The organism is Microcoleus sp. S13C4 (assembly GCF_036700865.1).
In the GTDB taxonomy this organism is placed as follows: Bacteria; Cyanobacteriota; Cyanobacteriia; order Cyanobacteriales; family Microcoleaceae; genus Microcoleus.
On sequence record NZ_JAUBPS010000008.1, the window covers coordinates 1 to 21,419 of the forward strand.

The 21,419-nt window shown below is 46.8% G+C and carries 16 protein-coding genes; 5 read left to right on the plus strand and 11 right to left on the minus strand.

What is annotated here, in order from left to right; translation table 11 throughout:
- Positions 1-353: 353 nt before the first annotated feature.
- From QT996_RS05590 to QT996_RS05615, 6 genes are all read right to left on the minus strand, one after another.
- Complete coding sequence (locus QT996_RS05590) at positions 354-1,568, minus strand: DegT/DnrJ/EryC1/StrS family aminotransferase (RefSeq protein WP_333045137.1); 1,215 nt, start codon at positions 1,566-1,568, stop codon at positions 354-356.
- A 625-nt stretch (positions 1,569-2,193) separates the two neighbouring features.
- Entirely contained in the window at positions 2,194-2,769 is a 576-nt protein-coding gene (locus QT996_RS05595) for an alpha/beta hydrolase (protein WP_333045138.1), read from the minus strand.
- A gap of 333 nt (positions 2,770-3,102) precedes the next feature.
- Entirely contained in the window at positions 3,103-3,411 is a 309-nt protein-coding gene (locus QT996_RS05600; RefSeq protein WP_333045141.1) for a DUF3493 domain-containing protein, read from the minus strand.
- A 167-nt stretch (positions 3,412-3,578) separates the two neighbouring features.
- Positions 3,579-4,811, minus strand: a complete 1,233-nt coding sequence (locus QT996_RS05605) for a DUF445 family protein (protein WP_333045142.1) — start codon at positions 4,809-4,811, stop codon at positions 3,579-3,581.
- An 85-nt stretch (positions 4,812-4,896) separates the two neighbouring features.
- Entirely contained in the window at positions 4,897-5,604 is a 708-nt protein-coding gene (ubiE, locus tag QT996_RS05610) for a bifunctional demethylmenaquinone methyltransferase/2-methoxy-6-polyprenyl-1,4-benzoquinol methylase UbiE (protein WP_333045144.1), read from the minus strand.
- Between the two features lie 214 nt (positions 5,605-5,818).
- Positions 5,819-6,763 (minus strand): response regulator, encoded by a 945-nt coding sequence (locus tag QT996_RS05615; protein ID WP_333045145.1) that lies wholly within the window; start codon positions 6,761-6,763, stop codon positions 5,819-5,821.
- A gap of 157 nt (positions 6,764-6,920) precedes the next feature.
- Here QT996_RS05615 and QT996_RS05620 point away from each other — a divergent pair, with 157 nt between their 5' ends.
- Positions 6,921-8,015 (plus strand): RuBisCO accumulation factor 1, encoded by a 1,095-nt coding sequence (locus QT996_RS05620; protein WP_333045147.1) that lies wholly within the window; start codon positions 6,921-6,923, stop codon positions 8,013-8,015.
- 114 nt (positions 8,016-8,129) lie between these two features.
- Here QT996_RS05620 and QT996_RS05625 read toward each other — a convergent pair whose 3' ends face one another.
- Positions 8,130-9,134 (minus strand): DUF4349 domain-containing protein, encoded by a 1,005-nt coding sequence (locus QT996_RS05625; protein WP_333045148.1) that lies wholly within the window; start codon positions 9,132-9,134, stop codon positions 8,130-8,132.
- Between the two features lie 166 nt (positions 9,135-9,300).
- Here QT996_RS05625 and QT996_RS05630 point away from each other — a divergent pair, with 166 nt between their 5' ends.
- Positions 9,301-11,757, plus strand: coding sequence for an ATP-dependent helicase (locus QT996_RS05630; protein ID WP_333045150.1), 2,457 nt, complete (start codon positions 9,301-9,303; stop codon positions 11,755-11,757).
- Between the two features lie 173 nt (positions 11,758-11,930).
- Here QT996_RS05630 and QT996_RS05635 read toward each other — a convergent pair whose 3' ends face one another.
- Positions 11,931-13,658: a pseudouridine synthase gene (locus QT996_RS05635; protein WP_333045153.1), complete on the minus strand. Its 1,728-nt coding sequence runs from the start codon at positions 13,656-13,658 to the stop codon at positions 11,931-11,933.
- Between the two features lie 374 nt (positions 13,659-14,032).
- Between QT996_RS05635 and QT996_RS05640 the strand changes: the two genes are divergently transcribed.
- Positions 14,033-15,715, plus strand: a complete 1,683-nt coding sequence (locus QT996_RS05640) for a tetratricopeptide repeat protein (protein ID WP_333045154.1) — start codon at positions 14,033-14,035, stop codon at positions 15,713-15,715.
- 159 nt (positions 15,716-15,874) lie between these two features.
- Here QT996_RS05640 and QT996_RS05645 read toward each other — a convergent pair whose 3' ends face one another.
- Both QT996_RS05645 and QT996_RS05650 read right to left on the minus strand, forming a co-directional pair.
- A complete protein-coding gene (locus QT996_RS05645; protein WP_333045156.1) occupies positions 15,875-16,711 on the minus strand; it encodes an MBL fold metallo-hydrolase in 837 nt (278 codons plus the stop codon).
- A gap of 219 nt (positions 16,712-16,930) precedes the next feature.
- Complete coding sequence (locus QT996_RS05650) at positions 16,931-17,740, minus strand: SDR family NAD(P)-dependent oxidoreductase (RefSeq protein WP_333045158.1); 810 nt, start codon at positions 17,738-17,740, stop codon at positions 16,931-16,933.
- Between the two features lie 942 nt (positions 17,741-18,682).
- Here QT996_RS05650 and QT996_RS05655 point away from each other — a divergent pair.
- The gene (locus QT996_RS05655) at positions 18,683-18,997 is read left to right on the plus strand and encodes an RNA-binding protein (RefSeq protein WP_333045160.1); all 315 of its coding nucleotides are present in this window, start codon (positions 18,683-18,685) and stop codon (positions 18,995-18,997) included.
- A gap of 409 nt (positions 18,998-19,406) precedes the next feature.
- Positions 19,407-20,018 carry a hypothetical protein gene (locus QT996_RS05660; protein ID WP_333045161.1) on the plus strand — a complete coding sequence of 204 codons (612 nt, stop codon included), beginning with the start codon at positions 19,407-19,409 and terminating at the stop codon, positions 20,016-20,018.
- A 127-nt stretch (positions 20,019-20,145) separates the two neighbouring features.
- On the opposite strand, the gene egtD is transcribed toward QT996_RS05660, so the two are convergent.
- On the minus strand, positions 20,146-21,192 hold the full coding sequence (gene egtD, locus QT996_RS05665; RefSeq protein WP_333045163.1) for an L-histidine N(alpha)-methyltransferase: 1,047 nt from the start codon (positions 21,190-21,192) through the stop codon (positions 20,146-20,148).
- Positions 21,193-21,419 lie beyond the last annotated feature (227 nt).

Below are 21,419 nucleotides of genomic sequence, written 5' to 3' on the forward strand. Positions count from 1 at the left end.
TGGTAGAATCTTAGTATCATTATTTTTTGGATAGGCAAGCGTGTAATAATTCTGCTGCCTATCTTTTTTTACCACAAATTGGCTCAATCCTTACTAACTATGGGTTTGGGGCGGGTCGTCACTCCCCCAGCTCGAATTCTCTTTTTTTTGTATGAAGTATCTATTAATAATTCTCATTCCTTAGAGAGCGGTTTATTGACTGGTTTCATCTCCCAAATGCCTGGGAAGTTTCCCCACAAAGCTTAACATCATTACCTTGCACAGGCTATTTGAGATTTATGAGAAACAACCCCTAACTGCTTCCTTTAGCGAAGCAGTTAGGGGCTGTTTTAATCGCCGCTTGCTTGAAAACCTTAGCCTGGTGTTGCTCCTGCTAAAACTGGATTTTTAGTTTTGCCGATCGCCAAACATTTTTTAACACCAGCAATTACATCTTCCACATCTGCATCTGTTAATTTTGCCGAAATCGGCAAGCTAATTGTATGTAGGCCGATGTAGCTAGCATTCGGATAGTCTTCCGGCTGCCATCCAAACATTTGTTGATAGACAGGATGTTCCGGCATACTCATGTAATGTACGCCGACACCGATATTTTCAGCATTGATAGCGTTGAGAAACTCGTCGCGGCTGATTCCTGCTTTGGCTTCATCTACCAGAATGGTGTACAGGTGATAAGCATGAATTGTATCCGGTTCGGGGTTTGCGGGCAAAGTAATCGGCAGATCCGCAAATGCTTCGTTGTAGCGCTGCCAAATTTGCTCCCGCCGCTGCCAATAAGGGGTGACTCGTTTCATTTGATGAATGCCGATCGCAGCTTGCAGATCCATCATATTGTATTTAAAACCGACTTCCACCACTTGGTAGTGCTTGTATCCTGAATCGCCGAAGCGCTTCCAAGCATCTTTGCTCATACCGTGCAGCGCCAAAATTTTGAGCCGATCGGCGTATTCTTGACTGTCTACGAGAATCATTCCTCCTTCGCCCGTCGTGATATTTTTGGTAACATAAAAGCTGAAGCATCCGAAGTCGCCAAATGTGCCTGCTTTCCGTCCCTTGTACTCTGTTTCGATCGCGTGAGCGCAGTCTTCAATTAACTTCAAGTTGTGACGGCGAGCCATCTCGCAAAGCGCATCCATGTCACAGGGACGGCCTGCAAAGTGAACCGGCAAAATTGCTTTTGTTTTTGGAGTTATTTTAGCTTCGACTTGAGCGGGGTCAATATTCATAGTCACCGGATCTACATCCGCCAGTACCGGTGTTGCGCCTGCGTGAATAATCGCATTAACTGTGGCACAAAAAGTCATCGGAGTAGTAATAACTTCATCCCCCGGTTGTAACGAAGCAGCGAGGATGCTCAAGTGCAGTGCCGCGGTACAGGAATTGACAGCTATCGCGTACTGGGAACCTTTGTAAGCTTTGAAGTCATTTTCAAAACTCATGACTTTAGGACCTGTACCCAACCAACCTGTTTTCATGGTTGACACCACTTCTTGAATTTCAGCATCTTCGATCGCCGGAGCACCGAAAACCAAGAAACGGTCTTTTGAACGAATAGGATTGTTGTTCATGTTGCTAATGTTACCCAGTAAATACGGTCTATAGAGTGAAAGTGGACTATCCTGGCAAGTACGGTTTTATTGGGAATTGAGGTGCTGTTAGTTAATACAGTCTCTCACTTTTTTTTTTCAACTTTTTTAGTCAAGAGTTTTAGCCTATAGGTTGCGTAATAGTGTCTGTTATAGCACGAGCTTACTAATTACCCGTGGTTTTTCCCCAAGCGCCTGACTCTGACAGCGTTGCTCTATCTTAAGATAGATAATCTGCAATGTCCACCCGATCGTATTTCAGTTTATGGGCGATACACAAGCTCTTGCCCGGTTTTTTATTCTTCAATAGTTTTATTAATCAAAATATACATATATTTTATTTTAAATTTGTGTAAACCATCGAACGTTTATCCGGACACTTCCTTTACAGCCAACTTATACCCTTTTAGATTTTAGATTTTAGATTGGAGAATTGGGAATGCCTGATTACCGTCAGGTTTGGAGCTTGTCTACCGTTGCATTCTTTTTTTTAAGTCGTGTCAAAATTAGGCAAATTTTGCACAAAAAAAATGTAACTCCCCTGTAATTGATGCAGGTTCAGCAATATTCTGCGATCGCACGAATCAACCCTCCTTGCCAAAATCCGCTACAGTCTAGGCAGGCGAATTCTGTTCAAAATATCTTGCAGCCGTTCTGAAACGCCACCCAATTGTTCAGACAAAGCTACAAGCTTGCCGTAAGCTTCAACTAAGCGATCGCCCTCAACATAAACCTCTGGAGTCGGATAATTCTTCATCGCTTCCAGCAGGGTAATCTCGTTATCATTAGTTGCAGAAAGCACCAAGGCCTCGCGCAAAGCTTCTCGATTTGCATTCCCAGAAGGAGTGCGAATTACCTGACCCACTTCATCGAGAATTATTTCCCCAACTTTACTGTTGAGCGTCCGATCCAAAAAGCTTTGACTCACTTTCACCGGTCTCGTCAGACTGTTGCGAACCACTTGCGGGTCTTTTTTGGCTTTTCCCAGCAGCATTTCTAAACCGGGCGACATTTGCCCAGTTTCTGCAAAAATTTCTAATTCGCTGACGGGTAAAGTCATTCGGATCGCACTGTATTTGAGCACTACCTTTTCGGCCGCCGCCGCAGCATTGCTGTAAAATACTATTCCCACGCCTGCTGCTAAAAATAACGTCCACCGCCCTTGGAAAAATGACCCGCTCATAGTAAAATCTCCGAACATCTTTTTCTAATTCGACTGTGACACATCTTCAATCTCCCGATCCTACCAAAATGCCGAAAGCCAGCTCTTCTATTAGTGAAGGCTGGCGCTCGGCTTAAATTTATTTGATATATTTAGGGTCTTTATGAGGCTGACCCCAATTGAACGAATTACAAGCGGTTTATGACTAGGGCCTTTAAATTTGCTGACCCCAATTGAACCCACTTTTTGAGTATGACAGGGATCGCTAGGAAACCAGGATTTCGTAATATTTTCTTTATCTTTCTAACTTTTCTTTGCCTCAAATAGATTTTTGTCTCGATTTGTAAATTTTTGTTACTTCCCCTTCGGGGCTCGGCTCTCGGCGCGCTGCTCCCAGCGAAACAGGAACACCATCAGGGCCACAACTCCGATTTGGAGGGCAAAATTAGGCAAAGCAGAGCCAATTTCCCGGCCAGAGGCAATTTTAGCGAGGAAAACCAAGCCCCCGATAAAGCCCGAAGCGCCACAAGCTACGTAAACAAACTGTCGCAGAGGGCGGTAGGGAGTGGCCATTTCTGCGGTTAAACGCTCGTATTGTTGGCGGCTGAGGTTGCGCGGGTTTTTGGGGATGTATGTACGATCGTCCGAATTTGGGGCTGGCATAGATTTAGGAAATAGGTAAATTAGGATGGGGTCACAAAACCCGGTTTCTACCAAAAACCCTCTGGCTGAGGTGGCAACTACTGCCGAAAAACCGCGTTTTTGGTACTGTGGGCGTAATTCGAGTGAATATTAGACTACAACAAATATCTCACAACTGCCGAAATAAATCATCGCTGAATCCAAACCACAACTGTCTGCAAACAGCCGACAAAAACACCCAAAAGACCTCCTAAATTTACAATTCCTTGCAATTCGCTTTGGACAATTCCCTGAATTGCTAACTCCAACTCTTCAGGAGAAGTACCTTTTACTCGATCGACAATCACCTGGTCGATATTCAAAATTGGGATAGCCTGAGCTACAATATTTTCTAAATCCCGCTCTAAATAGCGCTCTAAAACCAAAGCAAGTTCTTTGCTAACAATTTCCAGGGAAGCACTCATCACCGCTGAAGTTTGCAAGCGATTGAGAAGCAACCGGGAAATATTTTCCCAGTCAATAGATTTGCTCAACCCCTCAAGTACCTCTGTACCGCGCTGTTGAACGTAGGTGCGAACGCTGTCGCGCATAGTTTTTCGCAACTGTCTCACAGTCGAAACCGGTAAATTTTGCATCGACAAATTTTGCAGCCATTCCTGAATTCGCCCGCGAATTCCCAAAGAAATAGTTAACTCTGCTAACCGCTGATTTGTCGCTTCTCTGTCATCCAGACAAAAAGTCCGCAGCCGAGTTAAAGTGTTCCGCAAACCAAACAAATTTGCTACTACCCAATAAGTGCCGCTGGTTTTTTCTCGAAACCCTTCATCGATAATCGAAATATTGCGATCCGTCAAAAAGTCAATTAAAGCCTGCCGCAGCACTTCCGGGGGTATTACTACCTGCAACAACCACTCAGCAAGCTGAGCCGCCTGAGCTTCCGTTAGCTGAATCTCCAGCAAAACTTGGTCAAAAATTTGATTTAGCTGAGCTTCTAAAAAATCTTCCCGGCGCGCCAAAACTTTGAGAATTCGCGGCACAGATTCCCCCAGCAAATCTCGCAGAATGTTAGCGAGAATTTTAGCGGTTTTTTGCTCTGCGTCTGCTTTTACCTGATCCAGCGCCAACTGCAACAGCCAGAGAATCACCGACTGCATCCGCTCGGTTTGCAGGAGGCGGCGCGCTAAGTTTTGCAGCTCCTGTGGCGTCAGCAGCGAACCCATAATTGTGTCGGAAATTCGCTTTGCCAAGCGCTCTTGATTGCGGGGTATCAAGCCTGGAGTGAAAGGCAACTGCCGCCCTTTGATGTAAATAGCTCGATAGGGGCGGAACAGCATTTTGATAGCTATATCGTTAGTGAAATAGCCAATAATTCCTCCCACTACAGGTGGGGCAACCAACAGCCAAATGTCAGACGGATTCATAAAGGATTAAAAATAGGGTAAGGTGCACAGGGATCGGTGCACCCTATAGTTAGATAGCTGATATAGACTGCAAGCCTTTTTAATTTTAAATTGCTTTGCCGAGTACCAATACTCCCATCATAGCTCCGGCAATGGGGTAGTGGGTGGCGGCGGCAAATCCGGCTTTGTTGGCGATCGCCACTTGCTCCTTGCCGATCGGGAATTTTTCTAAACTAGGATTAATGTAGGCATATTCTTGAGTCATGCCAAATTGCTGAGCAATGGGCACTACGAGAGTGTCTAGATAAAACTGCTGAAAGCTCCGCATTAGGGAATTGCTGGGGCGGTGGAGGTCGAGAATAGCTGCTTTGGCACCGGGTTTGAGTACGCGGTGCAATTCCTGAAGACTGCGGGGGATGTCAGTCACGTTACGCAGGCCGTAACCCATTGTGGCGCAGTCGAAGTAATTGTCGGCAAAAGGCAAGTCTAGGGCGTCAGCTTCTACCCAGGAAATGGGACTGGCAGGGGTGAGAAAAGGTCGATCGCGCCTGGCAGCCACGGCCAATTGTTCGGGGGAAAAATCTACTCCAAATACGCAACCGGTCGGCCCTGCTTGTTTTGCCAGCAGCAAAGCTAGATCTCCGCTACCGCAGCACAAGTCTAAACAAGTATTTCCGGGGCCCGCACTGCTCCATTTCACCGCCATTTGCTTCCAAATCCGGTGTTGCCCAAAGCTCAACCAGTCGTTCAATTGATTGTAAACTGGTGCAATTCGATTAAATATATTTTTAATTTGTTCGGCGTTATTAGTCATTTCTCATTTGTCATTGGTGATTGATAATTTGTAATTGGTCAGCCGGAAAAAACAATTAATCCGTGCATTCATGTCATGCTGTCGCCAGTCATTAATGCTTTTTTATTTGTTAGCAAGCGATGAGCTTTTGTCGAGAGTCATTGGTTGGCTATCATTTTAAACTCAAGACTTAGAGCCGACTAATGACTGATGACTCATGACTGATGACTAATGACTAATGACCCTTAAAACTCGTCAATACCAAAGCAACTTCTTGAGCGGCGAGGTGAACTGTTGTGAGTTCGTCGGGGCGCAGGGAACAAGGTTGCTTCCACTGCATGGAAATCAGGGCGATCGATCGACCTTTGTGAATCACCGGGATGGTCAGGTGAGCTTGAATGCCGGATTTCTGATAGTGCGGCAGACTCGCTAAGGCTGTGTCAAGCCCAATATTCACAGCACCCTGAATAGTTTGAGAGCTAATTGCTTCTCGAACCAGAGGGTCATCTGCCAGCCAATTTTCCACAGTTGAACCAGTGGTGTGACAGCCTTGGACTGATATTAAAGCATTTCCTTCCACCAGTTGTAAAATGCAAGAGTCCGCCAAAAAGTTATCACTTATAGCAGTAGCAATTGGGTCTAAACTTGCTTCCAAACTCGGATAATCCACAGCCGTTTGCATGATTGTTGCTAACAGTTGTATTTGATTTTGGGCACGATCCAATTCCTCAGTCCGCTGCTTAAGAATTTCATAAGTCTCGGCAGCCTTTTGCACCACCATTTTCAATTCGTTCGGGTCCCAAGGCTTAGTGATATACTTGTAGACCTGTCCTGAGTTAATCGCATCCACCAAGTCTTCAATGTCCGTAAAACCAGTCAAGATAATTCTGACCGTATTCGGAAACTGGGGCACGGTTTTGCTCAAAAACTCCGTTCCCTTCATTTCGGGCATCCGCTGGTCGGAAATGATGACGGCGACCTCGCCTTCGATGCCGAGGACTTCCAAGGCGCGAATTCCGCTCTCAGCTTTGAGCACGTTAAAATCTCGTCGGAAAGTGCGGTAGAGTAAATCCAGATTGTCTGGTTCGTCGTCTACTACCAGCATTTTGGGCTTTTTCGGTCTGTGTAGGGTCATGAGCTGGCGTTTAATTTGATCTAGCTCTGAAATGGCATTATCCATAACAATACGATAAACTCCCCTTTGTAAATTTAGGCGAGCAACTATTCTGTAACAATAGTCTCATAACTCACTTACTATTAATCTATCGCTCTGCCGCGACACGAGCCTTGCCGGTAATCCAATCACACATAACTTAGCCCTGGTTTTTGATTCAATTATGACTGATACACCGCAAGATTCATCCCCTCCTGCATCTGCATCCTCCACAAATGCTGTGGATGCCGAAAAGTTAATTCGATCGCTCCGCCGAAAAGAAGGCACTTGGGTAGAGTGGGGACAGGCCTGCACTGCACTGCTAAAAGCTGGCTACAACTCTCAAAGGATTTTTGAAGAAACTGGTTTTGAGCCAATTCAGCAAAATCAAGTGAGCGTCGCAGCCCAAGTTTACACCAGCATGGTCAATGCTGGGGCTTCAGACGAAGTTCGATCGCACTTCCTGGGCAAAGGTAGTGATATCTTATACGAGTTTCGGATTCTCTCTCAAGTAGAGCGGGCCGGGGCAGCAGCTTTGATGCTAACCCACAATTTGGATGTTGACGATGCTCGCCAAGTTGCTAAAGCGATCAAGGAGTTTTCGCACTTCGGGAGTCTCCCCCAAGGGTTCACAGACACTCCAGGCGATGCTATGGCTTACCAATGCTGGCAATTAGCGAGACAGAAAAGCGATTTGCAAGAGCGATCGCGCTTAATTGCTCGCGGTTTAAAATTAGCTAGCAGCCCAACCGCTAGGGCGCAAATCGAGCAGTTGCTCGTCGATTTTACCGTAGTTTCCAGACGGGAAGCGCCCCGCTTGCCCGTCTACAGGCTCGATTCTGAGGAACAATTGCCCCGCGTTGTCCCGGTTGTGGGCAAATTGCCGCTTTCTACGACAGATTTGGTGGCCGTGCCTTTGCCGGAGGAAATCGAGCCATTCCGAATGGTAAAATTTTCTGGAGCCGGAGCTTGGGTGGCAATTCCCGGATGGCAAGTAATTTTGAACGCTGAAGATCCGGTGGCGGTTTTGGACATGAGCGATCGATTGCCGGTACCGCTGCAAGGCAAAGTAGAAGAAGTTTTGATTATTGCCGATCGAGCCCAAAGACAGTGGGATGCTGACAGTTATTTCCTTGCCGATAACGCTGGCAATTTAGAATTGTACTGGTTTGAACAATCCCCGGATATTCCTATTTTGGGGCGAGTTGTTCTGGTGATGCGTCCGAAAAAGATTGTGGATGAAGACTATACCAAAGATGGATGGCAAATTGATGATTAGTCAGATGTCAGTGGACTGTTGACTGTTGACTGTTGACTGTTGACTGTTGACTGTTGACTGGAAAGCTAATAACAACGAACAACTGACAACTGACTACGGACAACTGACAACTGACTACTGAGGCGGTTTCGGTTCTTGAATTTGCGGAACAGAATGCTGTTTTTTAAATCGATTATAGCCGTAAACCGCAGCCGCAATTAACAGAAAATAAGGACTGTAAGCCAACAGCCAAATACCCAAACCAAATAAACCGAGCGTCAATTCACCCACCGAATGAGTCGCTTTCCCCCAAGTTTCCTGCACCCGCAAACCTAAAGAAGGTTCCGTAGTTTGTTGAGCCGATACTGCTGCTTCTAGAGTTAAGCTAATAGTCGAATAGGCTACTTGAGTTCGCAAACTTTTTAACTGAGCGTCAATGCGTTCGATCGACTCCCGAATATTGCTCAACTCTTGAGCAGCTTTGAGCACGTCGCCGACAGAGCCCGATCGCTCCATAATTTTTAACACCATTTCCTCGGATTTGCGGAGGTTCCGCAGCCTAGCCTCGTTGTCAACTAATTGATTGGTAACATCCTCAGCCGTCAGAGAACGGTTCTCTACACTTCCGAGTTTTGCCAAAGCGTCTAAAGTCGTTTCTAAACGTTCTTGAGGCACGCGAATCTCCACAGAAGCCGTTTGGCGGACACTCGAATCCGGGGGCTTTTGATTTTGAAAACCCAAGATATCGCCTTGCTGTTTTTCGACAATATTAGTAACAGATTTAGTGCTAGCATCAATAGATTTGACAACTACACTGAGTTCGGCTTTTTTAATCAGTTGGGGACGGGTTGCTGGAGTTTCTGCGACTTTTTTTGATACACCAGCAGTTTTTGACCTTTCGGCTGGTGGCTCGGGTGCGGGTGCCGATTGTGGAGCCGATGCGGCAACTTGGTTTTCACGGCTGCTGGGTGAAGCTGCGCCGCCTGTATCGCTGGACAGTTGAGCTCCTCCGCAGCTAGGCAAAGCAATGGCTGAAGATAAAGTTAAGAATGCCACCACAGCAAAACGAGTTGTGCTGTTGTTGGCTGGGTTTGAGTTTGGCTTGGGCGGGGGGGAATTGATTTTGAGGTGAGTTTTCATTTGGGTGATTCCTATAACAAAGGCTTGGGTATTGAATTTTATGCTGGTTTTAATTTAAGCTTCAATAGATAGTGTTAGTTTAGCCGATACCAAAATGGAAACGGTAGAGGTTGCAGATTTTTTTATTTTTAACCGCAGATGAACGCAGATAAACGCGGATGTAATAATGACTGATGAATTTGATTCTGATTTTATGCGATCGACAACGAATATTGATCGCCCTGGCAACATTTCCTCTGGGTTAGACTCTGCCGCCGTTTTGCGAGAACAAGCTTGCCTTAAAATTCGCGAAAGCTTGCGTGCGGGGCAGCAGGACATGGCGGATTGGCAAGGCGGCCCCCTTGCTGTTTCGGCGGTTCCGGGGGCCGGGAAGTCTACGGGAATGGCTGCTGCGTCGGCAATTGCGATCGCCCGCAACCAGCTTCACAACCGCCGCCAGTTAATTGTCGTGACATTTACGCGATCGGCTGCTGCTAATATTAAAGCTAAAATTCGGGAAAGATTGGCAGAATTATCTTTATCTCAAGGCGGTTTTGCGGTGCACACTTTGCACGGTTTAGCTTTGAATATTGCGATGCGGCATCCAGATTTGTCGGGTTTAAATTTAGAAAATTCAACCTTAGTTACTCCCACTCAAAGTCACCGATTAATTCGTACCTGTGTAGAACTTTGGATTGCGGAAAATCCCCGCAGATATCAAGTTTTGTTGGAAGGACAGCAATTCGATGGAGAGGAAACGGAGAGGCTGCGGCGACAATCGGTTTTGCGGACAGAAATTTTGCCACAGGTAGCTAAAACTGTGATTCACGAGGCTAAATCTTCGGGTTTATTTCCAGAACAGTTGTTAGAAATGAGTGCTCTGGATACTGGGGACGGTTATGAGATTTTAGCAGTAGCTGGGGGTTTATATCAAAAATATCAAGCTTTGTTGAGGAGTCGGGAATTCATCGATTACGACGAGATGATTTTAGCCGCTTTGCGGGTGTTGGAAAATCCGAGGGCGAGGGCGATCGAGCAAAAGCAAGTATTTGCCGTTTTTGAGGACGAAGCCCAAGATTCTACACCTTTGCAAACTCGGCTTTTGGAAACATTGGCGATCGATCCCGAACATCCTACCTTACCTCCCAATTTTATCAGGGTTGGCGACCCAAATCAAGCGATTAATTCTACTTTCACTCCCGCCGACCCGATTTACTTTAACCAATTTTGTGATGAGTGCGAAGTAGAGAATAAGTTAGCGACAATGGACGGCGCAGGTCGCAGCACCCAAGTAATTATCGATGCGGCTAACTTTATGTTGCAATGGGTAAATGGCTCAGAATTAGCAAAAAATGAAAAGCCTTTTCGCGACCAAACTATTAAGCCAGTCCCCAGCCATGACCCGCAGCAGAATGCAAATCCGGCTCCCATTGGTCGAGGCTTAGAATTGCATACTCCCCGCGATATTTACCATACAGTTGAGTTAATTGGCAAGCGGGTAATTGAGTTAGTAGAAGAATTTTTACCTGCAGGGTTTGATTTGGGAAAGACGGGCAAAAATATCGAATCAGGCGGTGAAGCTAGCGATGGGGAAAATAGTGCAAAATTGCCGTTAGAGAATCTGAAATCGATGGCTATTTTGGTGCGGGAAAACAAACAAGGTAAGTTTCTCAAAGAAGTGCTGGAAAATCCTCAAAAACACGGATTAAGCTTTGATTTGCGGAAATACGGGATTAAAATTGAAGATGTGGGAGAACGCGACAGACATTCTCAAGTACCTTGGGAAATTTTAACACTGCTGCAATTTCTCGATCGCCCGCACTCTCCAGACTATCTGAAAGCAGCCTTAAAGATTTTGAGCGATCGACAACTCATCCCCAAACAAGACTACAATGCTTTTGCGACTAGCCCTGAGCAATTTCTTTACCCAGGCCCGCTAGACCCGCAGCAGTCCGACCCCGTTCGCAAATGCCGCTATTTTTGCTGCGGTTTGCTGCAAGCCAGCTTAGAACTTCCACCCTACCAAATCATTTCCTTCTTAGCCTTAGCGCTGCAATACGACCAAACAGAATTAGCCACCGCCGACAAATTAGCAGAACGGGTAGCAATCCAAACAGCCGGCAACAATTCAATGCGGAATATTTTGGATGTACTGAGCGAAATTGTCAGTTCCGAAAGATTTGAACCTGTGGATGCAGACGACAAAATAGAAGAACGCTATACCAGCAAAGGTCAACTCACAATTATTACCATGCACAAAGCCAAAGGATTGGATTGGGATTGCGTATTTTTGCCGTTTCTGCACGAACAAACAATCCCCGGAAATTTGCGAGTTTTGCCGCAAACCCGATTTTTAGGAGATTTCACTTTAGCAGAGGTAGCCAGAGCACAAATTCGAGCCAGTTTGCACGAAAAATATCCTTTGCCAAATCTAGGCGAAGCCTGGGAACAAGCAGGTTATTTGAAAACAGCAGAAGAGTTTCGACTGCTTTATGTGGCGATGACGCGAGCAAAAAGCTTACTGTGGATGGCGGCGGAGAAAAAAGGGCCTTTTACTTGGAACAAACCCGAGAATTTGCAGGAGCAAAAACCTTGTCCGGTAATGCCAGTTTTGAAGCAGAGATTTCCGAGTAATGCGATATAAAAGAAGTAAGAAGTAATCAGTAATAAGTAGCTTATTCCCGGCTCTAATCATGGGTGACAACTTAAGCTGAAGTCCCCCCATTTGTTGCTCCGATTACTCAACAATAAATATGTCCTGCCTCTATCTGTAATTCCTACTGCTCAACTATCCTTCGTTGCCCGATCGCCCTTAGCTCAAAATGGTGTTTCTGTCTGTAGGTATAGCCTTTCTCCCAACTGCGGATGCTCAAACGAAAGTTCCCGCGCGTGCAAGTGTAGCCGCTTCGCAGCAGCCCGACATCCGTAAAGCCGATCGCCCAAAATCGGTATCCCCAACCCTCGAACATCCGCTGCATGAACCCTCAATTGATGCGTGCGTCCCGTCAGTGGCAAAAACTCGACGCGATCGCAATTTCCCTCCCTCGCCATTACCTGAAAGCGAGTAACACTGGGTTTTCCGCACTCCCAATTGACTTGCTGGTAAGGGCGATTTTCTGGATCGCCCCAAAGTGGGAGATCGATCGTCCCCGCCTCAATTTTTACAGTACCCGAAAGCACCGCTTCATAAACTTTGTGAACCTGCTTTTTTGCAAATTGCTGCCTGAGTTGAATGCTAGTTTCTTTGTCCCGCGCCAATAGCAAAATCCCAGATGTTTCCCAATCTAAACGATGCACCGCCGTCAAACCCAAACTATCCGGCAACAAGTTACGCAAACGACTGAAAACACTATCTTGATTTTCCAGATAACGACCAGGAACTGACAGCAACCCAGAGGGTTTATTAACCGCAATTAACCATTTATCTTCATAAATAATCGGTAGCATTTGTGTAACGGGCAAGATGCCCGTTGCACAATAAACATTATTGCTTGTGCGGTGGGCTTCTAGCCCGCCCGTCAAACCCTGATTTATATTAGAAACAATCGGATTTTGAGCCAATCCTGACAGCAAAAAACCCATCAACGGCTGACACCGATCGCCACAAGCGCCATAAAATTCTCCCTGAATCTTATCCCCCGATGGCGGCCCCCACCAAAACTCAGCCATTGCCAGCGGTTTCAGATTGTGTACTGCCGCACAGTGGAGCAATTTTGGCGCGCAACAGTCGCCGGTGCCAGTCGGAATAGAATTGGTTGGCATCAATGAAGAGATCGATCGCGATTTCCCCAAAAAATTCACCAGAGTGTAAGCCGCGTGCATTTGCGTCTGAAGTTCGCGAGAAAGTTCTTTTCGCCGCTGTTTCAGCGCCCGCATCCGCCCATCCGCAGCTTCAATTAATTGTTTTAGCGGCTCCAATGTTTCATCCCGCTGCCGTTTTAATTGCTTGCGTTCAATTTTCTCCAAACGACTTTCTTGATTCAGTTGTTCGAGGGCAACTTCTAGTGTTTCTGCTGCGAGAGTTTGACACAGTAACTGGCGTTTTTCATCTCGCTGCTGCTTGCAATTGCGGTGGCGATCGCTCAAAACTTGCATTTGCACTTCAAACTCCCGAAATAAGGCTTCATACTCTTGTCGCTGCGGGAGTTGATTCAGTGCAATAAGTTCCTGTTTCATCGCCTCCAATTGAGTTAAGGTGCGGGCTTCCTCAAAAGCAACTCGATCTCGTCCCGGAATCGGTGGCACCCAGCCCTCAACAATGCTGCAACCGTTCAGCAGCCCGGAAAATGCTTTGAGTATCCCCTGTTCCCCCGAAGGCATCTCCACCAGTAATATGCCGTACATCTTGCCTTCGCGATCGTAGGAATCGTCAGCAGCAAGGTACTGCATCAAACCCCGAGCGAGATCCTGGGACATTCGAGTACGCGGCAGTCTAAGCAACTCGCCGCTTTGAGGACAACGGCCTTCGTACCAATAATTAGGGTGCGAGTCGATCAACTCCCCATCACAGTCCGTGAAATCTAAAAGCGCGTCCAACTCTAGCATCTTAAATTTGGTTTTAAACCTGAATGAGGAGATTATGTGCTTGTGTCCTGACCTCGCCCAAAACGGATACAAGTTTCCGACACTCGTCGTGGGAGAGATCCAAATTTTAGACTCTGGTTCAAGCTCCCAGATTCATCTGTGGAGTCAATCGAAAATCGAAAATCGAAAATCGACTGACCGTATCTTACAGCGGTGTACCGACAGTGGGAAGGGTGCATAATTTTATACCTACTCGAATTAAGTAAAAATGATGTGTCGCATCAAGCCTGATATGCTAAATTTGTTTCAAAACAGCAGCGAGATTAAGAAAAGCATAAGTTAATATATAAGACCGCAAGCTTGTTATCCCACTAAATTTTTTATGTGAAAGGCGTATGCCAGACCTCTCGACTTCGGCTACAGAAAACTCCTCAAACCCCCAACCAGCTTTGCTGCCGCCGATTTTAAGAATTTTGGCAGCATTTCCAGATTACGATCGGGGCAATAGATTGTACGCATCGGGAAGGTACGAAGCGGCAGTCCTTTGCTACGGAAAAGCGGTTCAAATTAAGCCGGACTGGGCCAGGGCGTGGCTGAATCTGGGCAAAGCTTACAAGCAACTGCACTCCTACGCAGAAACCGTAGCCTGCGCCGATCGAGCTACAGCAATTAATCCCGAAGAATACTGGGCTTGGATGCTTCGCGGGACAGGGCTGTTAAGTTTGCAAAATCACTCAGAAGCGATCGCGGCTTTCGACACCGCAATTCAAATCAATTCAGAAAAGCACGAAGCTTGGTATCAGCGGGGCAGAGTTTTAGAGGAATTGCAGCAGTGGGATGCAGCCGCAACCTGTTACAAAAAAGCAACCCAACTTCATCCGAATTTGCCCGCCATGTGGTATCGGCAAGGCAACGTGTTGGTTCAAGCGGAGCGCTATCCTGAAGCCGTGGCCGCTTTCGAGCGCGCGCTGAAACTCGTCCCGACTAATTGGGAAGCTTGGCTGAACCGAGGTTTGGCTTTGATGAAAGCCGAACGCTACGCTGAAGCTGTAACTTCTTACGATCGCGCCATTCAACTGCAACCACAAAATACTCTGGCTTGGTTCAATCGGGGCATTGCTTCAGCAAAATTGCACAAATATGCAGAAGCGGTGACAGCTTACGATCGCGTACTGCAAATGCAGCCCAACGATTGCGAAGCTTGGTTTTATAAAGGAATGGCCCTCAAACACCAGTGGGCCGACGCGGCAATTGCTTGTTTCGATCGGGCAATTCAAATTAATTCTTTTTATCCCGAAGCATGGATCGGGCGCGGTCAAACACTGTCAGAATCGAGAGATTTTGAAGGGGCGATCGCAGCTTTTGACCAAGCCGTTCAAATTAATCCGAATTTTCCCGAAGCTTGGCTCGGTAGAGGCATCGCCCTGGCAGGATTGGAACGCTACAAAGAGGCAATTATCGCTTACAGTAATGCCCTACAAATTGAAGGTAATTTTCTAGAAGCTTGGAACTTGCGAGGCGAAGCTCTGGAAAAATTGCAGCAATACGAAGAAGCGATCGCCTGTTTTGATAAAGTAATCTCTCTGACTTCAGAAGCAGAAATTACATCAAAAGTAGGGTTGCAGCAAGGCGCAGCGCTGGAAAAATTGCAGCGTTACGAAGAAGCCGTCGCAGCTTACAACCGCGTACTAAAAATCGTGCCAGACAATTTTGAAGCTTGGTTGAAACGCGGCAACGCTTTGTCAAAATTGCAGCAGTACGAACAAGCTCTAGCATCATACGATCGAGCAATTACTGTCTGGCCGGATAACTATCAAGGCTGGGTACACCGAGGTTTGATCCTAGGGGAAATGCAGAATTATTCCCAAGCACTCGTCGCTTTTGACCAAGTGATTCAACTCAAGCCAGACAACTGGGAAGCTTGGGCCCAGCGGGGCGACGTTTTGCAAAAATTGCAGCGAACTCAAGATGCTATTAGCTCTTACGGAGTCGCCCTCGAAATCAAACCCGATTACTACGAAGCTTTAGTCAGTCGAGAGGAATTGAGGCTTAAGGGCGCGATGTCAGGAAAGTGGTAACATCAATTCCGGTTAGACCGGAATCATTGTTGATTGTTGACTGTTGACTGTAGAAGGAGGGGTGGGAAAACTGAATAGTTGAGTGTTAAGCGCAGTACCGCTGCAACTTCCCCAACCGCCTACTTTGCCTAATCAATAGTAAGGATGAAATTTCTAGTTTTAAGAGCTACTAGACCCGTCAGCAAAGGCTTTTAACTCAATAGCATCGTGACTGCAAAACAGGCGCACATCTTTACTATGCTGCACCGATAATGCGTGCAGCCTGCCTTGATTGAGCAACCGAGCCTTGCGATCGACCTCCATCATCCATTGGTAGGCGCGCAGACCGGGTGTGCAGCGTCGGTTAGCTGCATCCATCTCGTGTCGGTAGAAATAGGCATCCCCTGCGTGCAGGAGCCAGCCCTCGGGTGTATCAATGGCAATGCCAGCATGACCGCGCGTGTGCCCCACCAACGGGATTAGCAAAATTTCTGGCGGCAACCCGTCGAGGTCGCGGACAGCTTCAAAACCAAACCAAGGTTCGCCCCCCGCCGAATAGTATTTCCAGCGTTTGACTTCATCCCACTGCCCCGGACGATAGCGCCTTTTTGTGATGAAACCGTGCCGATCCTGTGCCGCATCGATTTCAGCCTGCATGACGTGTACCGTGGCTTCCGGGAAATCCTCTAGACCACCGGCATGATCGAAATCGAGGTGGGTTAGCACAATATGGCGCACATCGCTTGGTGAAAATCCGAGCTGTTCAATTTGATGGATGGCCGTGTACTTGCGATCGAACTGGATGTTATTAAAATGGACGAAAAACGGGCTGAGCCGGGAGTAAGGCGACTGGATATCCCGAAGTCCGAAGCCGGTATCGATCAGAACAAGTCCCTGATTCGTTTCAACGAGGAGACAGTGGCAGACGAGGTTAGCCGTCAAACCCCGACTGAAGCCATCGAAAAGCGCCCCACCAATGGGACACATACAGCCACAATTGAGATGATGAATTTGCATAAATATTCTGTATTACATTACTTAGGCTATAACCATTTATTCCTCAGTTCGCATTTAATGCCGATGCTGCATAATGCCATCGATGAACGCCTGATAAAACTGTGCTAACTCGCCAATACTGGGAGAAGTAAACACGCTTTTATCGGCTGCAATCTTGCCATTATCTGCGATGTTTACTTTCTTTAAATCTGCACATAAGAATAGTAAGACGGGGGGAAATTATGGGTTAGCAGAACCCGGTTCAGTAAGCTGGCGGTGCATTTCGGCATTAACGGTATCAGGCAAAACCTTGCTCGCGCTGGCCAGAATCTTTGTCTTGAGTGAACCTGCAATGATGTTGTCCTTACCGGCCATCAAGGCTTCAAATCCCTGCTTGGCAACTTCGGCCGGGTCGTCTTTCTTGTCTGCGCCCGCCTTCGTGTCGTCCATTCCCGCCCGATGGAAGAAGTTAGTATCGGTTGGGCCGGGCATGAGCGAGGTGACAGTTACACCTGTATCTTTTAACTCATTGCGGAGTGCCTCCGAAAACGAGTGGATGAATGCTTTGGATGCTGCATAGACTGCCTCGAATGGCCCCGGCATTAGGGCGGCAATTGAGGAAGTGAATAGAATCCGTCCCTGGCCACGATCGACCATATCCTTAACTACCCGTTTAGCCAAATGCACAGACGAGACAACGTTGAGGTTAATCAGATTTAGTTCGTCCTTCAAGTCTGTCTCGCGGGCAAAGTCGCCGCCGACGCCGACACCTGCATTAATTGCGATCGCATCCACTGGCCGATTAGCCGCTTTAATCTGGTTGTAGAGCGTCTCAACACCTTCGTAGGTAGCGAGGTCTGCCTGCACTGTCTCGACTTGGGCACCGAGTCCCTCACAGGCTTGAGCCGCTTCATTGATGCTCGATCCGGTGGCTGTGACTAGGAGATCGAAGCCGTTTTGAGCGAACTGTTTGGCGAGTTCATAGCCGATACCGTTAGAGGCACCCGTCACGACAGCCAAGGGGCGGGTCAATGAACTGTTTATAACCATCTAAAATCCTCTGTAATTGCTCCACGCTCTTTTGTCTAGGCTTGCTTCTGTCTCTACCAGACAATCTTTGTGGACTGTGGGCTTTCAATTCTTACAATCCTAGGGAGGCAGCCGTGCGATCGCATCTTTCCAAGGACATAAGCTGTTAGGCATTTAGATACGGTATAATCGAAAACAAACTTCATGTAGTTAGTGTAAAAATGACAGCATAGAATCCTCTTAGAGAAAGAGCAAATAGAGAAACTACACAAAGCCTTAAAAAATGAATAAAAGGGAAATATTATAGAAATAATTACGATCGCTATAGCAATCCTTGCAGGAGTCGTAAAATTTTTACCCCTCCCCAACCCTCCCCGAACTCGCTCTGAGTCGGTAAGAAATTCACAAATGATGCGAGGATTGCTATATATGTATAAAATGCGCGTAGATATGGCTAATAACTCTTTTGATAATTATTGGGGAACCGTCATTCTCTGGTGCTAAATCGGATGCGATGAGAGACGGGAGATGGAAGAGGGGAGATTGAGTCGGAAGATTAATCCTGGGCTAAAAACATTTATCTCTGGTGGAACGGTCAGGATGCTTGCGTAGGGAGAACAGTGCCAGATGTCAGTTATAACTCAATCTCAGGCACTGTTCTCAATCAGACCCAATCAACCTGGTAACAGCGACGAAAAATCTCAGATATCAGGTCGATCGCGCTGCAAGAAACCAAGCGGATGACGCCAAGAGTGTAAGATGTCAGTTATCACGAATACTTGCTGTTGGCGATTAGCCCAGGGCACCCAAAATTGAAAATTATGACAGCCAATTGCTGATTCTGCTGGCTTCATGTTATAGTGGTTTTCCAAGAATTAAATTCGGTGGCGTAGTTTGTTGGTGTTTATTTACAAGCGTCTCTCCGAATCTAAGTCTCTGCACCCTAATGATTCTGGAGATTTTATGTCGATTTACGTGGGTAATCTTTCATATGAGGTAACATCAGACGACCTCAACGAAGTATTTGCCGAGTACGGTACTGTAAGCCGCGTCCAAGTGCCAATGGACCGGGAAACAGGCAGGATGCGAGGTTTTGCTTTTGTGGAAATGGCAAGCGAGGCAGAAGAAGCAGCAGCCATCGCAGCTTTAGACGGTGCTGAATGGATGGGCCGTGACTTGAAAGTCAACAAAGCCAAACCTCGCGAAGACAACAAACGCCCCTCGGGCGGTGGCGGCGGCTGGGGCGACAAAGATCGCTCTTCACGCGGACGCTACTAAGCTTTGAGACTGAAAATTTGAGTTTTGGTAGTTGACGGCAGGTGCGAATGCTGCTTTTTTTTCGGGTTGTTCGATCGACCCATCAACTAAAACTCCCAAACCTCTAAATCAGTTTTGCCCCCTCCTTCGAGGGGGCTTTGTTTTTGGCGAAAAATCCCGCCCGGTACGTCTGCGGTGCATTTCCCCGTCTACTTCGTGATTCGGTATCCTCTTAACTGCTTTTTTTAAGAGGCTGTCGCGATTTCTCGGCTCGGCTCCTGTAAACTATCAAACTAGAATTAAGCACGAAGAAAAGTTAGAATAACGGCAAAACTAAATATTGCCCTGAACAACCAAACTATCTTTACCGAAGATTAGTTGAGAAAACCAGCCGAATATCAGCCAATATCTTGATTTTGCCTGAATAAAGATGTCCAAGGTCTACAGCACGGCGGAACTCATTAAAATCCTCGAAGAAGAGCGCCAAGCCTGCTTGTATGGGCGGCGCCTCAACTTGACTGAAACTCCTGCTACAGGCAACCCCGTGATTGACCGCTTTCTCAAATCTGAGGGCGTACAGAAGTTTACTGCTTATCAAAATTTTAAGGCAGCCGTACACGAATACCAGCGGGAACATCAAGTTTCTGGGATTGTCTGGCGGGAAATTGCGGTTAAAGGCAATACTCTACGCTATCCGGCAGTGGATGACGAATTAATAGCTCTACCGGTTGATTTGATTACGTTGAAGGCAGCTAAGATTGCTATGTTGGAATTCTGGCAGCAGGTAACTGCCGGGATGGATTTGTATTTAAGTGTTAACAGCGGAAAGGATTTTCGATCGATCGAGCCGGTTGATGTAGAGGCTATAGCCCAGCGCACAGAATGGGCTAGTCTCTGGAAGTGGGAAAAGTTGGATTTTCTAGAAATTTTGTTGCAGTTGGGCTGGGGGAAGCCGGAGGAAGCTTATTATAAGCGGGGATGGCCGACCTCGGGCAGTGAGTACATTCACGCCGTAAAACCCGGACAGCGGCCGATTTGTTAATTGGGAATTGGGAATTGGTAACAGGATAAGCTGAATTCAGAACCATCGAAAACACAGAAGAAATTGAGGAAGAAATTGAGGACACGGCCCCCTGCCGTGTCCTGAGTGTGGGTAATATCTGAAAAACTCATTTATTAACTTCTGACATCTGGCAAAGCATCAAGCCAAACCACTGATTTGGATCTGTCCAAACCTGCACAGGCATTAAACCACGCTGCGAAAGTTCTTGCTTTACAGTATTGAGATTAAACTTGCGCGATATTTCGCTGCGGATAGTTTCTCCCGCTGCAAATTCAACCGTTAAATTGAGAGCGCGTAACTGAACTTTTTGCGCTTTTTTACTTTTCAAGTGCATTTCAATTTGACATTCCTCTTGATTGTAAAAAGCCCAATGCTCGAACTGCGCCAAATCAAAATTTCCCTCATACCTCCGATTTAAATGCCGCAGCATATTCAAGTTAAATGCTGCCGTTACTCCTTGACTGTCATCGTAGGCAGGCTCTAAAATATCCTTAGATTTGTCTAAGTCAATTCCCAGCAAAAAATACTCTCCTGGCTGCAACGCACCGACAATTTGCGAGAAGAATAAATCGCATTCTTGAGCGTTGAGATTGCCGAGGGTACTGCCTAGAAAACAAATCATTCGGGTTGGCAACGGCGACGGTGCAATTTTAGCTAAGGCTAATTCGTAAGTGCTGACAAGTCCGTGAATCTGGAGCGACGGATAATCTGCCAACAGTTGACAAGCGCTGCTTTCTAGGATAGTAGGACTGATGTCGATCGGCAAATAGTGCAGGGGATATTCCAGTTGACTGTAAGCATCGAGGAGAATCCGAGTTTTGGTGGAACTGCCGCTTCCGAGTTCCACAATTTCACAGGGACCCGTTAAATTTGCGATCGCCCCCGCGCACCCCTGCAAAATCGCCGTCTCAGTGCGTGTCAGGTAGTATTCCGGCAACTGGCAAATCAACTCAAACAGGTTTGAGCCGCGATCGTCGTAGAAATACTTTGGAGGCAGGGATTTGGGGTTTTTAGTCAACCCGCTAACTGCATCGCTGCCAGCATTGATTTCTGCGGGTGTCAGTGCCGCAGCGCTCACCAGTCGCTCTAAGTGCAGCCGGTTTTCCTTCGTTAAGGCTGAGTTGGTTGTGTCGGACAGTCTTGGGGATTTCATAAAGTAATTTTTAGATGCACATATCGGTATAGCACGCAGTTGCGTTGCCAAATATCGCGCTCAAGTCAGATTTTTCATGCCGATCCCGGTTCTGTCTTGTCTCACCGGATGGCGATCGCCTCCACAATTAAAACTTAAAACTTATCCACAAAAATTATTGAATACTTAACCAAACTTGTTTTTTTTAAGCTTGTTACATGGAAAAAAGTTGGGCATTTCGCAAACAA